The sequence below is a fragment of the Paenibacillus sp. cl6col genome (genome assembly GCF_900102125.1).
Classification (GTDB): Bacteria; Bacillota; Bacilli; order Paenibacillales; family Paenibacillaceae; genus Paenibacillus_B; species Paenibacillus_B suaedae.
On record NZ_FNAZ01000001.1, the window covers coordinates 457219 to 471926 of the forward strand.

Consider the following 14708-nt stretch of genomic DNA (forward strand, 5'->3'; position numbering starts at 1 on the left):
CATTTGTACTCCTTCATCCGCCATTCGTCTACAGAAGCCATCCTCCTCGCACATATAGGAGCAGGCCTGCCAGAATAACAAAGACTGTCGAGCTGCTTACGAGCAACCTGCATACCGCAGGCACATGCTCTGCTTGCAGAGGCTGCTTCATATCCCCCATATAAGCGCGGAACGAACGTATTCCTTTATACACATTATAACCACCAAGCCTGATGCCAAGCGCACCTGCTGCTGCTGCCTCGGCCCACCCGCTATTCGGGCTTGGATGCTTGCTTGCATCTCGAAGCGCCATTGACCAAGCCCTGCGTGCATCATACCGATGAATCCAAGCGCTCAGCGTGATGAGCACAGCAGTGATCCGTGCTGGTATCCAGTTGGCGATATCGTCGAGGCGGGCAGATGCCCAGCCCAAATTCTGATATTTCTCATTTTTATAGCCGACCATAGAATCGAGCGTATTCACCGCACGATATGCCATAGCCAGCGGAGCGCCTCCGATAAGTGCGAAGAATAGCGGCGAAATGACCGCATCAACTATGTTCTCCGCTACCGTCTCGACGGTAGCGCGCACGACTTCCGGTTCATCCAATTGCTCTGTATCGCGGCCGACAATCATGCCGACTTCTCGCCTTGCACCCTCTAAGTCCTGCTCCTTCAGCCTCCGATACACAGCCATCCCTGCATCCTTCAGTCCTTTTGCCGCAATTGTCGTTCCAATGAGCAATGCCTCGGCAATCCATCCTACATATTCATGAACATGATATAGTCCTGTTAATATAAGCCAAGTCGACGCATACGCCCCTCCTACCACGATAATCGGCAGCAGGATGCCTAGCGGCTTGAGCGCCTGCTCGGAAGGACTTATCCTGCGTATAACACGTTCTACTCTGCTTATTCCTTTGCCAATCCCAACGACTGGATGCGGGATAGCCCGAGGATCGCCTACAATCCGATCCCATATGTATGCTGCTATTATGATGAGCGCTGCTGTCATATGTCTACCACCCTAGTAGGTTGTTCTTCTCTGTTAGCGGTCATGCTTCATGCTGAGTCTTGACGGACTCATATACGGTAGAATACACGAGTTGTCCGACCGCATGACCCAATGTGGTCGCTGTCCCTGCATAGCAATGCACAGGTTCATATCGTCCACTGTCTATCACGGCAAATGCAATTGCATCTGTCGTCGTTCCTGTGGCAATGCGCCCCGTCTCTGAATCTAAGATGCCCAGATCAGACAGAGCCGCACATTTGGCCTCCGTTGCCGTCATGAACACATTCCATACCGCGGCATCAGACAATTTGCCATCCATAATAAGAATGGAATTAATCGTCCCCGGCTTCAATGGTTCATATGCTGAGAATACGCGTCGCGGCATCCCAGCACGAGCCGCATTAGACGTTCCGGCAGTCGTTACGCACAGAAGCGAACATTCATCCGCATCCTGCTCAGCAACAGATGCATGGCTCACTTTAGCAGCGGTCATAAGCCCAACGGTCTGTTCCGGAGCGTACCCCTTCTCTACACACGTCAGACGAAGGTACTCTATCGGATCTGCATAATTGAACTGATAATGAACCATCTGATTCAAGATGCGATTGCCCGCCCATTGCCCTCCATGAAATACAGCACTGCTCCATATCGGCGCTATCTGTGGAAGTTCAACAGCGATGAGAGCATCCTCCCAACGAATATGTACTCCTGCAATATGTCTAGATGTATAGGTACAGTTGCTCTCTCGATATGGCTGCATCCCACTTCTCCTTCATTCTGTGTTTGTCTACTGTAACACAGCTTCAAGGGCTGACGCTACAATTGCATTCGCAGCGCGATCCTTGACTGCCAATCGGAAGTCTCTCTCCGTCAGTCCAGCATACATATCGCAATTGCGAATGAGAATGCCGGATCGGCATAATTCGGCCTGAAGCGACTTCGCCGTCCACCCTTCTGGAGCTCTGCATAATAGGAAATTCGCTACACTTGGCCATGTTCGAATGCCTAACCTATGCAGCTGCTTACGTAGAGCAGCCCGTTCTTCATCGATGAGAGCTCGTGTTGAAGCCGCGTATTGATCCGATTGCTCGTCCGTCAGGAGGGCCTCCCCTGCCGCTAGTGCCAAGCCATTGACACTCCATGCCACCTGCATAGCCGACATCGCCGCAATATGCTGCGGCTGGGCGATTGCGTACCCGAGACGTAATCCAGGAATCGCATAGAACTTCGTAAGTGAACGAAGTACAATAAGATTCGGGCATCGATGAACGAATGGAATCAAGGAATGCTCCTCTTCATTCGCAAAGTCAATAAAAGCTTCATCGATTATGAGAATCGTAGAAGCAGCTTCTGCTAAGGCTGCAAGTCTTCCTAGCAGCATACGATCATATAATGCACCATTCGGGTTGTTCGGGTGGCCGATAAATACGACATCCGCCTGCTCAATAAGCTCTGTCAGCTGAGGCTCGGTAGCACGGAAGTCGTTATCCTCACTGCCAACCCTATGCATCACTTCTGCTCCGAACTTGCGCGACAGCGTCTCATATTCAGAGAAACAAGGGGCAATAACGCCAACCCGTTTAGGCCGAATCGCCAGCAACAACAGCGCCATGCATTCTGCAGCCCCGTTGCCAATGCTAATCAGTGCCTCGTCGACCCCTAACTTCGCAGCTAAGAGCTTCTTCATCTGCCGATGTCCAGGATCCGGATAATGAACGATTGACGGCATCATCTCGCGTCTCAGACGATCTATAACAGCCGAAGGCGGTCCAAGCGGATTAATATTCGCGCTGAAGTCCAGCAGTGCTTTACGATCGACGCCGAACGCGTCCGCAGCCGTCCACACATCCCCACCATGCCCGAATCGTTCAATTATGCCCATTGCTGTCTTCCTCCCAAAGATGTCAATTGGATTTGTCCAAAGGTTGAAAATATATATGTACTGCTAGCTCCACGAACCGGAGCTTTCCAATATGGAATCGTTTCTACTCGTCCATTATGCGTAACTGAGCAATGTTCGTCAAACGAATTTTCCTGTAAATATGTGTAGCTCCTTCGTTTACTACAGGCGTTGCAGCACGATTCGCAAACAATTATAGTAGAATTGCAAACGTTTTATTACGAAATGCCAAAAAACATTGGTCAATCGCACACTGTAACACTTCTGTTAATTGCTGTATAATCTTGTTGCACCACACATCTTAACAGGTGTGATATGTCATGGATGAGGAGGGATGATTATGTCGGTGCATCACAAGACATCATGGGCTACTCTCGGCGCCGCCATCATTGTCACCATCTATTACGCTGCAATTCTATTTCGACTCAAGGGAGACATTGGATTATACAGCACGGAAATGATGGCCCTTGCCCGGAACGTGTTCGGAATTGCCGTCGTCGTTCAAGTCGTTATGCACTTTATCAATTTTATGTCCAAGGATGAGGCCGAGGACAAGGAGCTTGCTCGTTCGGTATCCATACAGGCCAATCAGTTCAGCCTACTCTTTCTCGTCCTTGCTGTAGCTTGCTGTGCGGCCTATTTAATATATGTATCGGATACACGCACCCTATTGCTGTCTCCGCTCGTATGCGCTCATTTGCTTGTCTGTGTGCTGCTGGCTGCGTGGGTGATCAAGCACTCCTTGGAATTAATGCTGTACCATCGTTTTATCAAGGCGGACCCATTAGATCATCCTTGATCATGTAACCGTTTACTTCGTGTATATTACTATCCGTGATACAAAAGATAAGGAGTGCCCGATCAGCACACGCTGCGAGGCACTCCTTATTGTTAGGACAGAGCCAGTTGCACTGGCCATCCTCCTTTATTGATCGATTACAGTGAAGAGCTGATCCGCACTCGTACGCGGGCGAGCCTTCGGCGCATCGTCAAAGTAGCCGATGCGGATTACCCCGACAAGCTTCTCGCCTGGTTGTACGCCAACCATCTCACGATATTGCTTGTTGTAGATATAGTCGCCTGTATGCCACAGCATGCCAAGACCATGTTCCCATCCAAGCAGCTGGAAGTTCTGAATCAGAGCGCTCACCGCTTCCAAATCCTCTTGCCAAATATTCGGACGAGGGTCTTCAGGCATAACCACATGCAAATAAGCAGGGACATGCATCAAATGCTCCTCGAACTTCTGTCGTTGCTCTGGCGTTGCATCTCTTAGCTTAGTCTTATCTAGAATGGTAAGAAGTCCGTTCATAATACGCGCCTTTCCTTCTCCTTCCGCATATATGAAGCGCCAAGGCTCACGCAGTCCGTGGTTCGGTGCCCATACTGCGTCATTCAACAGCTGCAGCACCAAGCTGCGATCAACTGGCTTATCGTTGAATTCATGTATACTTCTACGTTCCCGAATAATTGAAGCAATTGACATCCTGAAGTTCCTCCTCAATAGGTTGCATTGTAACCGTCTTTGTTACTTCACATCATACCATCTATGATAACGATTATCAATATCAAATCTGTTTTGTATTCTCTTGCAAATCGTATACAATAGAACTATATGCACCAACAGCTTCTACATGAAGGAGACGGACGAGCTATGAAGTTTATTGATAATCAAGGCATAACAGACCCGCGGATCAATCTTGCAATCGAGGAATTCGTATTGAAGCATTTGCCGCTTGAGGAAGACAGCTATCTTCTATTCTATATCAACGAGCCATCGATCATTATAGGCAGAAATCAGAATACAATCGAAGAAATCAATGCCGAGTACGTGAAGGACAACAACATTCATGTTGTACGTCGCCTCTCTGGCGGTGGAGCTGTATATCATGATATAGGCAACCTGAACTTCAGCTTCATTACTAAGGATGACGGTGAGTCCTTCCATAACTTCCGCAAATTCACCCAGCCTGTTATCGACACCTTGCACGCTCTCGGTGTGAATGCCGATCTGACTGGACGCAATGATATCCAAGTTGGAGAGCGCAAAATTTCAGGAAACGCCCAATTCGCTACCCGTGGCCGCATGTTCAGCCATGGAACGCTGCTGTTCAATTCGGAAATGGAACATGTCGCATCTGCACTGAAGGTGCGCCAAATCAAAATCGAATCCAAGGGCACGAAATCTGTGCGCTCCCGTGTTGCCAATATAGCGGAATACTTGAAGGAGCCAATGACTATTGAAGAATTCAAGGCTTCGATTCTGCACCACATCTTCGGTATCGAAGCGGATCAAGTTCCGCAGTATGTGTTGACTGAGCAGGATTGGGAGGTTATTCATCGCATCTCCGAGGAACGCTACCAGAACTGGGATTGGAACTATGGTCACTCTCCGAAGTTCAATGTGGAGCATACGAAGAAATTCCCTGCCGGCATCGTCGATGTTCGATTGGATGTAGCGGACGGAGTGATTCAATCGATGAAAATATACGGAGACTTCTTCGGTATCGGCGAAGTAAGCGATATTGAGGAACGGCTCCAAGGTGTTCGCTATGAGGAACAAGCCATCTTCGAAGCCATTGGAGATATGGACATTAAGCACTACCTCGGCAACATTAGTAAGGATGACTTTGTCGGACTACTTATGCTGCAGGAATAGACCGTGAAGCAGATAGAGGCGTTCTCTCTTTGGAGAGAACGCCTCTTCTTTATGTAAAGCGAAATATACCGGGCGTCGCCTGATCCCATTCAGACTACTGGTATGTCATATCATAGTCATAAAGCACTGAAGCTCATAAGCTTAGTATAGCTTGTCCAATACGGACTTGGCCGTTTGTTGAATTGCCTTGTATGCCTTCTCCTTATCTTGTAAGGCAACAGCCGTCGACAGAATATCGAGGACATGGATTTGTGCAATTTTCGATGAAAAGGCCCCACCCTCAAGAGGTGTCTCCTTGGATTTGATCAGCAGAATGGAGTCTGCATATTTTGTAATAGGGGACTTCGCATGACTCGTCAAGCAAATGAAAAATACGCCATTCTCCTTCGCCAATCGAATCGTGTCCACCAAATCCTTCGTACTGCCTGATGTTGATATGCCGAATACGACATCTTGTTCGGTCATAAGTACCGCATTCATCGCCATCACGTGTGGATCTGTTATCGCTTCCCCAGTGTAGCCAAGCCGCATAAAGCGATACTGTGCATCCATCGCTGTCATAGCAGACGAGCCTACCCCCATGAAGAATAGGCGCTTCGCATTCACGATGGCTTCGACAGCCTTATTCAGTTCCTCCATATTCAGCAAGGACAGCGTATGCTCAAGCGACGCGACATTCTCCATTGTCATTTTCTTCGCCACAACAGCCAGGTCATCACTCTCATCAATCTCACTATCTTCATGTTTCAGTGGTGATACCAGATCTTTAGCCAAGGATAGCTTGAAATCTTGGTAGCTCTTAAAGCCCAGATTACGACAAAAACGCAGAACAGAAGTCTCGCCCGCACTTGCTCGCTCCGCTAAATCCGTAACTGTCGCATATAGCACCGATTCGGCATTTTTCAATACATAGTCTGCTATTTTTTTCTCCGTCTTCGTCAGTGACGGATAGAGACTTCTAATCAGCAGCAGTGTATTGGTATGTTCACCTGCGACCATCTCATGATTCCCCCTAACTTCTTTATGTATTTCAATCCGTATGATGCGGCACTCTATAGCGTATCTTGTGCCGGATTTGTTTATTTCCATGCCAGCTCACAACTACTGACACAATCCTAGTGTTCGGACTTCCCTCACTCATAGTTCATCGGTTTAATCGATGTATTGATCGTACTAGGCAAGATTCAACATGCCTCATTCACCATCCGATTAACAGCCATCCACGACGTCAGTGGTCGGTGCTTACACCAAAGTCATCATGCACAACCCATTCACAAGGAAATTCGAACTAGCCTTATCATCTAATGGAACGATTAAAAAATCAACATGTTGATAACAAAATAATGAAAGCGCTCTTACTTAGAGATAGCTCAAACAGCGGCACTATACCATACAGTCCTCGACGTGAACTGCTTCGATTCATCGAAAAGAACACGATAAAAAAGCGGCAAACAGACAGTTCACGTCCTGCTATTGCCGCTTATTACGATCGATTTATTATGCAAATTATAAGTAGACTAGATTACAGATAAATGGTCGGAAGGTTGGGTCGAATGAAGCTCCGTCCAAATACAGTTGGCAGCTCCGACTACCCCAGCATGCTCACCCATTTCAGCAGCATGGAGTTCCACACCATCTCCCCAATATGCAGGCATGCACATCTTGCGCATCTCTTCCTTAATTGCCTCAAGCAGCCATGCCCCTTGTCCGATAACAGCTCCACCTAATACAAATCGACGACTATTGAGCACATGCTGCAGCGTCACAAGCCCAACTGCGATGTTTCGAATATATTGGGTAATGACCTCATTTGCTGCCAGATTGCCACTACGTGCCGCTGCGAACCAAGCCTCTGGCTTCTCCTCACATTGAGGCAATATTGATGCCGCAGAAGAACTGCCTTCAAGAGAAGTAATCTTCTCTCTCATCATCCGCTTCAAGGCATTTACAGAAGCATACTGCTCCCAACAACCGATCAATCCACAAGTACAAGGCTCGCCATCCATCTGCACGATGAAGTGCCCGAATCCACCCGCATGGCCATCAGCCCCGCCATAGAGTGCACCCTCTTCAATAATCGCACCTCCAATTCCTGTACCGAGCGCGACGCAGACGAATTGATCCATGCCTCTGCCTGCGCCCTTCCAGCTCTCCCCGAGGGCGATTGCATGCACATCGTTAATGACGCGAACCGGCACACCCGTCGCTTCATGAAGCAATTCTTGAACAGGAGTCCCGCTCCAACCCGGCAAATTATCCGTCGCATAAGCCACATGCCCATCGCGATGAATATAGCCTGCGGAACCTATACCAATGCCTTCTACTGCCCACTGGTTCTGTGCCGCCTCACTCCGATAATAATGAATAAGCTGCTTCAGCTTGTTCAGCAGTTCGTCTCGTCCAAGCATAGCCTCTGTAGGAATGGTACGGGAATGAAGTACATTTCCCTGTTTATCTACAATGCCGCTCTTTATATTCGTTCCACCAATATCAATAGCGATAACGACAGATTCATGACTGTTCACTGCGTCTGTCATGATAACGCCTCTCCCATGCTGGCAGGTTCATTCCCATCCTGGTTCTGAGCAATCACAGGAATGACCGAGCCCGACATCGCCGCTTGGACGGGGACTTGCCCCCCTTTTATCTTGGAAACAAATGAACTGGTAAGCGTATGCGGACGTGTAATGGCCGTGCCCACTACAACGGAGAATGCGCCATTTCTCAAGGCTTCCTCCGCCTGCTCCGGTGTATGGATGCGTCCTTCCGCGATGATCGGCGTTGACACTGCTGCGGCCAGCCGCTTGATCAGCTCCATATCCGGCTCCTTCTGCTGCACGCTATAGGGCGTATAACCTGATAATGTCGTAGAAATAAAATCAAAACCCAACTCCGCCGCGCGAATCCCTTCCTCATAAGTTGAAATATCCGCCATCAAGGGGATGTCATATTTTGTTTTGATAACGTTTACAATGTATTCAAGCATTTCACCCGATGGACGCGGCTGCATCGTGGCATCAAGCGCGACCATGTCAGCGCCGGCAGCAATCATCACTTCAACATCCGCAAGAGTCGGAGTTATATATACGTTAGAACCCGGATATTCCTTCTTCCATATTCCGATAACCGGAATGCGAATCGCTTCCTTAATCGCTGCAACATCTTGCGGCGAATTGCTGCGAATTCCGGCAGCACCGCCATTCACGGCTGCTAAGGCCATGCGCACCATCATATCGCTTCCATACAACGCTTCCCCTGGATACGCCTGACACGATACAATCAAATTTCCTTGTAGTTGTTCAGCAAGCTTCTCTGCTCTTTTGTTCGTTTCCTCTACCTTCATCGTTTCCAACTCCCATAGGTTAGAAATAATCATCCAATATTTCGACCACATTTCGGATTCTTACTCCAATTTAGCATGGAAAATGAAGGATGTAAAGGATAGATCATCGAAAACTGTGCTTTACAGCATGCGCTCTTTCTTACATGATAAGAGTAAAATATTTGAAAGTGGGAAGGGAGTCTATTTTACTCATCATGAAACGCACATGGTTGGCCGATGTATGTCTCTTGCTCGTTGCATTGATTTGGGGCAGTACGTTTCTTGTTGTTCAGCATGCTGTCCATACTTTGCCCCCTCTTGCCTTTAATGCAATTCGCTTTGCATGCGCTGGACTGCTGTTTTCAGTCGTTCTACTTCTTACAAGACGAACCTTGACTATCTTCCTGAACAAGCGACTGCTTCTTCACGGCGGGATACTTGGCTTATGGTTATTTTCCGCATATGCGTTTCAGACCATTGGACTGTTATACACAACGACAACCAACACCGGATTTCTAACGGGTCTATCGGTTGTGCTGGTTCCTTTCATTACCTTATGGCTGTCGAAGCAGCGGCTGACGATCCCAACTTGGATCTCCGCACTGCTTGCTCTTTGCGGGCTGTATTTGCTCGCCTTCAACGGTGGAACGGCTGAGTGGAATAAGGGAGACGGACTCGTGCTGCTCTGCGCTGTCGGCTTCGCCATGCATATCGCCCTGACAGGCCGTTTCGCATCGCAGCACGATACACTGCCGCTTGTTACCGTACAGCTTATGACTGTCGGCATTCTATCTGGTATTAGTTCGGCCATCTTCGAACCGCAGCTAACAATGAGATTGCTCGGGCAAGCCTTATCGGAACCGAAGGTGCTGTTCGCACTTGCTATATCCATTGGGCTCTCGACCGCGTTTGCCTTCTGGGCGCAGACTTGGTGTCAGAAATATACCTCCGCGACACGCGTTGCGATTTTATTTGCGATGGAACCGGTATTTGCCGCCATTACGGGCGTAACCTTTGCCGGAGAAGCGCTGGGAGGATGGGCGCTAGCGGGATGTGGGCTTATTTTTATTGGAATGATCGTTGCTGAATTGAAATGGAGCGGACATGCTGTACAATAGAAGTAGAGAGAAATACGGGTGTTCGTGGATAAAAATGTGACGAGCCCCTATTACCAGTACATGAATATGTGCTGCATAGATAGGAGAGAAACTCATAACCCATGTATAAACTTATCGCAATTGATGTAGACGACACGTTGATTAATGATGACAAGCAGGTAACTGTCGGCACGAAGCGTGCATTGGAGCTCGCCGTTCAACAAGGCGTTACCGTTACACTTGCAACAGGACGCATGTATGCTTCTGCTCATAACATTGCCTTGCAGACAGGTCTAAATGTGCCTCTCATTACGTATCAAGGCTCTCTGGTGAAGAACGTAATGGACGGTGAAGTACTCTACGAGCGTGCAGTGCCGCGCGATGCTGCGCTTAAGCTGCTTCGCTACTGTGACGAGCACAATATCCATCTGCAGTTGTACATTGATGACAAGCTGTACGCTCGCGAAGAAAATCAAAAGCTGATTGACTACGCGAACTTGAGCCGCATTCCTTATTTCATAGAACCTGACTTTGATCGTCTGCTCGCTTCCCCTTCCACGAAGATGCTCATGATCGACGAACCGGATCGACTGGATCGTGTCGCAGAAGAACTGAAGGAATTGCTGGGATCAGAGGTTCATATTACAAAGTCGAAGCCTCATTTCTTAGAGGTTACTCATTATGAGGGCACGAAGGGAAGCGCATTGCGCCATTTGGCGGAACACTTCGGCTGCAGCTTGGAAGAGACGATCGGTATCGGAGATTCATGGAATGACCATGATCTGATCGAGACGGCTGGGCTCGGTGTTGCGATGGGCAATGCCGTTGATTCACTTAAGACGATTGCCGATTATGTAACAGAGAGCAACAATGATGAAGGAGTACGTCATGTCATAGAGAAGTTCATCCTGAATCGTGACAGCGCGAACTAATCACACTTAAACGAAGCACCGCTTTCGACCAGACAAAACCGTCTGGGAAAGCGGTGCTTTTTTAATCAACCGCACAGTATTACTCCACTGGGTTCTCCTCTAGTCGTTTATAGTGCTCAATTGTGGATTCAATCTTCAGTAGATGCTCATGCAACTCCTTAACTTGTGCCATAACCTGCTCTTGATGTTCCTCCAATAACGCACGTCGTGAACGTATCGTGGAATCCCCTCTGCTTCGCAAATGAGAAAACTGCTGCATCTCCCTGATTGGCATGCCTGTCGCACGCAATCGGAGCAGGAAATGAATCCACGCCATGTCCGCTTCCGTATACTGCCGGTAGCCATTTGCATCGCGCTGCACTTCTGTCAGCAACTCAATCTTTTCGTAGTAGCGCAACGTATGTACGGACAGTCCTATCTTATCCGCAATTTGATGGATCGTAAAATAGGTTTTCATAATGGAACATGATATCACGCCACCCAACACCGAAAAAAAGGCTTGCTATAGAGTGCACTCTACTGTATAGCATGTCATTCATGCAGTGCATTCCAATCCGATTGGATTATCTATCTTAAAGGAGGACTTCCCGATGCGAGCCGCAGTTACGTGTCCATATTCGAGCAGCACTTCATGTCGGTCTAACCCCTAACGAAATCATTGAAGCGATGATTCATTGTGCTCCATATACCGGATTCCCCCGCGTCCTCAATGCCACATTTACAGCCAAGCGGATATTTGAAGATCAGCAGATGAGCGTCGGACCTCTCTAGCACAAAAGGGTAACCTCGGTTACCCTTCCACTCGCATTCCTGTCCGAGCCAACGCCACATTCGCAGGCAGCTCATAGCTTGTACGGAAATCAATGTCGTGGGACATATGCGTAAATATGGTCCGCTTCGGGCAGATATCCTGAAGCAATTCCACAGCCTCGACCATGTCGTATACAGAACGGGTCTCATAGGCTGCCTGTTCGTGATAAAAATTCGTTCCCAATATAAGAAGATCGAGATCGCGGAAAAATTGACGTTCCTGAGCGCCTAGCCCAATTGCATCCGAAGCATATAACCAACTATTCAACGCAGCTGATTCCGCATTCGCGGAGTCTTCATTCCCTTCTAATTCCTGCCTCCTCGCTTCCGAATACGGTTCCTCCGTTCCCGAGACGGCTTGAAGCCGATCAAATCGATACGCGTAGGAATAGCCATTCTTGCCATGATTGACCCGGATCGGTTGAATGGACCAGTCCCGCCACTGCCATGTCTGCTCGATATCTTCGAATTGGATGAACCGCTCAAGCCATGGATACATCGTTCGAATCAATTGATTCACCTCTGCGGGAGCAATGACATGCCCTTGTCGATCCAGCCAGCGGCATGCATCCGCATATGCGGGGAGCCCTGCGATATGATCCTGATGCGCATGGGTGATGAGGATATCATCTATCCAGAACAAGCCTGCACGTTCCATCTGGCCTGTCCAATCCGGCCCGCAGTCGATGAGAAGCCGTTCGTCAGCTCGTTCAATCACAACAGAGGAACGATAACGGCGGTTCTGTCCTTCCTCACGCGCCTCTCTGCACACCTCACAGTCGCAATATACTCGTGGAACCCCCATGGAGTCTCCTGTCCCCCAAAAAGAAATTGACCAACTCTTTTCCTCACAATTCATGTCCATTTTTCTCCTTCAGCTGCGTATATATTTACAAGAACAACACGTAACCGTTATAAAATCTCCATTGTTCTTCCATCATGTATCAAGTATAATCGGAGTCAATTCCGCATGCACACATACTTACATACGGATCCTATGATACATGATAACGCAGTTATCATCACATTCGCTATCATGTTCGCTATAATGAGGAGGATTATCATGAGTTCCAACGCACTGTTCAATGATGTTGAAATTGTCGCTCACCGTGGCTATGCAGCGGTACATCCCGAGAATACGATGGTGGCATTCCGCCGTTCCATTCAAATGGGCGCCGATACGTTAGAAATCGATGTACATCATTCGAAAGACGGCATTCCCGTCGTTATCCACGACGATTCGCTGGATCGAACAACAACGGGCACAGGACGTATCCGGGAGAAGACGGTTGCTGAGCTTCAGCAGGTGGATGCAGGCAAGAAGTTCAGCCCAGAGTTCGCTGGATGCGGTGTTCCACTGCTGGAAGAAGTGCTTGAATTATGCGGGGGTAAAGTTGGACTTCAGCTGGAGTTGAAAGAACATAATACGGAAGAGGAACTTCGCGCCATCCTTCATCTGTTGAATCAATATGATATGACAGAACGCACGATGTTTATCTCTTTTTACCCAGACAATCTGCGTATATTACGCAGCCTTAACAACGATATTGAGCTCGCGCTCCTGTCAAGCGAGCTTGTCGATTTGAAGGCAGTAGCCGAGCTTGGCAACGCCACACTTCTTATTCAGCTGTCGACAGTCCTGGAGCATCCGCAACTCGTCGCCGAGACGCAAGCAGCCGGTGTAGGCCTTGGTGTCTGGACCGTTCGCAGCCTAGAAGATGCGTATAAGCTCGTTGAGATTGGTGTTCGCAGACTGACAACGGACATTCCATTGTATCGCGAAGCTTAGTTACACTTGATCTAAGTTACACTTGCTCTGCAAGAAACCATATGACTCTTACTTACTACGAAACCATACATAAGCGCAGACATCTCGAATAATCGGGCAGTCTGCGCTTCATTTATTATTTCATTCTATTCCTGCTAACACCTGATACCAAACTCCCCGATTGCTGTACAATTTCTCCCTAACCTCATCCCATCCGCCCATATCATCGATATGAAACAAGCCATCTGGGACGGGATAGGCCTTGATGGTCTCTTTAGCAACCTGCTCATTCACAGGACGGAAGCCTGCTTCCGCGAACATTCGCTGCGCCTTCGGCTCACGCAAATAAGCGACGAGCGCTTCTGCAGCTTCCTCAACTTGGTGTTTCCTCGCATATTTCCTCACAACAACAACTGGATTCTCGATTAGAATCGTATGCTTAGGAAGAACCATCTCATAAGGTACGCCTTCACGTTTGCGGGACAGGATCTCATTTTCGTAGGTCACGATTGCATCCCCAACACCATACTCAAATGCAGCCATCGACGCTCTGCCGCTCTTATCCATGGACAGCACATTATGATGGACGCGCATCAGCAGCTGCTTGGCAAAAGGTGGCCCATCCTTCCCTTGCTCAGCTGCCATCTTCAACCCTGCTCCGTATATGGCATTAATATCCCACTGTGCTCCACCTGATGTCTTCGGGTTCGGGTATAAGACATTAACCCCTTCACGGGTCAAATCCGTCCAATCCCGAATGCCGAGAGGATTGCCTTTCCGTGTACCTATGACAGCAACAGAACGAGTAACCATTCCCTGATAAGCATCCTGTTGCTTCCAATCTGAGTTAATCAGCTTCGCACGTTCGAGCTTATCTACATCCCCTTCCATGGCGAGAAGGGCTACATCCGCTTCCATCCCGCCGGCTATCGCTCTGGCCTGAGTACCGGAGGCTTCATAAGACTCCTGAAAGACAACCTTCTTGCCCGTCTTCGCCTCCCAATCGGCAGCGAATTGTGGGAGTATGCGCCCTAGCGCGTCCTTCACAACTGAGTAGGCACCGATTACGATGGTCACGGTATCCTTGTTAGAGGCAGAGATCTGCTTCATTGCTATGGCTCTCTCTGTCCCATTTCCGTCTTGATCGGCTGACTTACTGCTACAGCCCGGCAGTACCACAAGGAGTGAGAGTATGATCACCGCCATCATTGCTGTAAGCCTATCTC

15 protein-coding genes and 1 pseudogene are annotated in these 14708 nt (G+C 48.6%); 6 read left to right on the forward strand and 10 right to left on the reverse strand.

Annotated elements, in window-relative coordinates:
• Positions 1-28 precede the first annotated feature (28 nt).
• Genes cbiB through cobD form a run of 3 tightly spaced genes read right to left on the reverse strand, consistent with a single transcriptional unit; the run spans position 29 to position 2876 of the window.
• Positions 29-994 (reverse strand): adenosylcobinamide-phosphate synthase CbiB, encoded by a 966-nt coding sequence (gene cbiB, locus BLS15_RS01925; RefSeq protein WP_021256350.1) that lies wholly within the window; start codon positions 992-994, stop codon positions 29-31.
• A gap of 40 nt (positions 995-1034) precedes the next feature.
• A complete protein-coding gene (locus BLS15_RS01930; RefSeq protein ID WP_028531708.1) occupies positions 1035-1754 on the reverse strand; it encodes an adenosylcobinamide amidohydrolase in 720 nt (239 codons plus the stop codon).
• A gap of 27 nt (positions 1755-1781) precedes the next feature.
• A complete protein-coding gene (gene cobD, locus BLS15_RS01935; RefSeq protein ID WP_021256352.1) occupies positions 1782-2876 on the reverse strand; it encodes a threonine-phosphate decarboxylase CobD in 1095 nt (364 codons plus the stop codon).
• A 358-nt stretch (positions 2877-3234) separates the two neighbouring features.
• Here cobD and BLS15_RS01940 point away from each other — a divergent pair, with 358 nt between their 5' ends.
• Positions 3235-3693 carry a hypothetical protein gene (locus tag BLS15_RS01940; RefSeq protein ID WP_021256353.1) on the forward strand — a complete coding sequence of 153 codons (459 nt, stop codon included), beginning with the start codon at positions 3235-3237 and terminating at the stop codon, positions 3691-3693.
• Between the two features lie 126 nt (positions 3694-3819).
• Here the strand turns inward: BLS15_RS01940 and BLS15_RS01945 are convergent, their stop codons facing one another.
• Positions 3820-4380, reverse strand: coding sequence for a nitroreductase family protein (locus BLS15_RS01945; RefSeq protein WP_021256354.1), 561 nt, complete (start codon positions 4378-4380; stop codon positions 3820-3822).
• 168 nt (positions 4381-4548) lie between these two features.
• Between BLS15_RS01945 and BLS15_RS01950 the strand changes: the two genes are divergently transcribed.
• Positions 4549-5553: a lipoate--protein ligase gene (locus tag BLS15_RS01950; RefSeq protein ID WP_021256355.1), complete on the forward strand. Its 1005-nt coding sequence runs from the start codon at positions 4549-4551 to the stop codon at positions 5551-5553.
• A gap of 141 nt (positions 5554-5694) precedes the next feature.
• On the opposite strand, the gene BLS15_RS01955 is transcribed toward BLS15_RS01950, so the two are convergent.
• From BLS15_RS01955 to BLS15_RS01965, 3 genes are all read right to left on the reverse strand, one after another.
• The gene (locus tag BLS15_RS01955) at positions 5695-6552 is read right to left on the reverse strand and encodes a MurR/RpiR family transcriptional regulator (protein WP_021256356.1); all 858 of its coding nucleotides are present in this window, start codon (positions 6550-6552) and stop codon (positions 5695-5697) included.
• A 518-nt stretch (positions 6553-7070) separates the two neighbouring features.
• Positions 7071-8090 (reverse strand): ROK family protein, encoded by a 1020-nt coding sequence (locus BLS15_RS01960; protein ID WP_021256357.1) that lies wholly within the window; start codon positions 8088-8090, stop codon positions 7071-7073.
• Positions 8087-8896 carry an N-acetylmannosamine-6-phosphate 2-epimerase gene (locus BLS15_RS01965; RefSeq protein WP_036666825.1) on the reverse strand — a complete coding sequence of 270 codons (810 nt, stop codon included), beginning with the start codon at positions 8894-8896 and terminating at the stop codon, positions 8087-8089. The genes BLS15_RS01960 and BLS15_RS01965 overlap by 4 nt, the downstream gene beginning before the upstream one ends.
• 194 nt (positions 8897-9090) lie before the next feature.
• Between BLS15_RS01965 and BLS15_RS01970 the strand changes: the two genes are divergently transcribed.
• A complete protein-coding gene (locus BLS15_RS01970; protein ID WP_036666797.1) occupies positions 9091-9993 on the forward strand; it encodes a DMT family transporter in 903 nt (300 codons plus the stop codon).
• Between the two features lie 101 nt (positions 9994-10094).
• Positions 10095-10904: a Cof-type HAD-IIB family hydrolase gene (locus BLS15_RS01975; RefSeq protein ID WP_021256360.1), complete on the forward strand. Its 810-nt coding sequence runs from the start codon at positions 10095-10097 to the stop codon at positions 10902-10904.
• Positions 10905-10983: 79 nt separating this feature from the next.
• Here BLS15_RS01975 and BLS15_RS01980 read toward each other — a convergent pair whose 3' ends face one another.
• Entirely contained in the window at positions 10984-11361 is a 378-nt protein-coding gene (locus BLS15_RS01980) for a MerR family transcriptional regulator (RefSeq protein ID WP_021256361.1), read from the reverse strand.
• 134 nt (positions 11362-11495) lie between these two features.
• Between BLS15_RS01980 and BLS15_RS01985 the strand changes: the two are divergent.
• Positions 11496-11675 (forward strand): annotated as a pseudogene (locus BLS15_RS01985) (carboxymuconolactone decarboxylase family protein); the annotation flags it as partial.
• Between the two features lie 19 nt (positions 11676-11694).
• On the opposite strand, the gene BLS15_RS01990 reads toward BLS15_RS01985, so the two are convergent.
• On the reverse strand, positions 11695-12573 hold the full coding sequence (locus tag BLS15_RS01990) for an MBL fold metallo-hydrolase (RefSeq protein WP_021256362.1): 879 nt from the start codon (positions 12571-12573) through the stop codon (positions 11695-11697).
• 204 nt (positions 12574-12777) lie between these two features.
• On the opposite strand from BLS15_RS01990, the gene BLS15_RS01995 reads away from it, so the two are divergent.
• A complete protein-coding gene (locus BLS15_RS01995; RefSeq protein ID WP_021256363.1) occupies positions 12778-13503 on the forward strand; it encodes a glycerophosphodiester phosphodiesterase in 726 nt (241 codons plus the stop codon).
• A 120-nt stretch (positions 13504-13623) separates the two neighbouring features.
• Here the strand turns inward: BLS15_RS01995 and BLS15_RS02000 are convergent, their stop codons facing one another.
• Complete coding sequence (locus BLS15_RS02000; RefSeq protein ID WP_051250026.1) at positions 13624-14691, reverse strand: sulfate ABC transporter substrate-binding protein; 1068 nt, start codon at positions 14689-14691, stop codon at positions 13624-13626.
• Positions 14692-14708 lie beyond the last annotated feature (17 nt).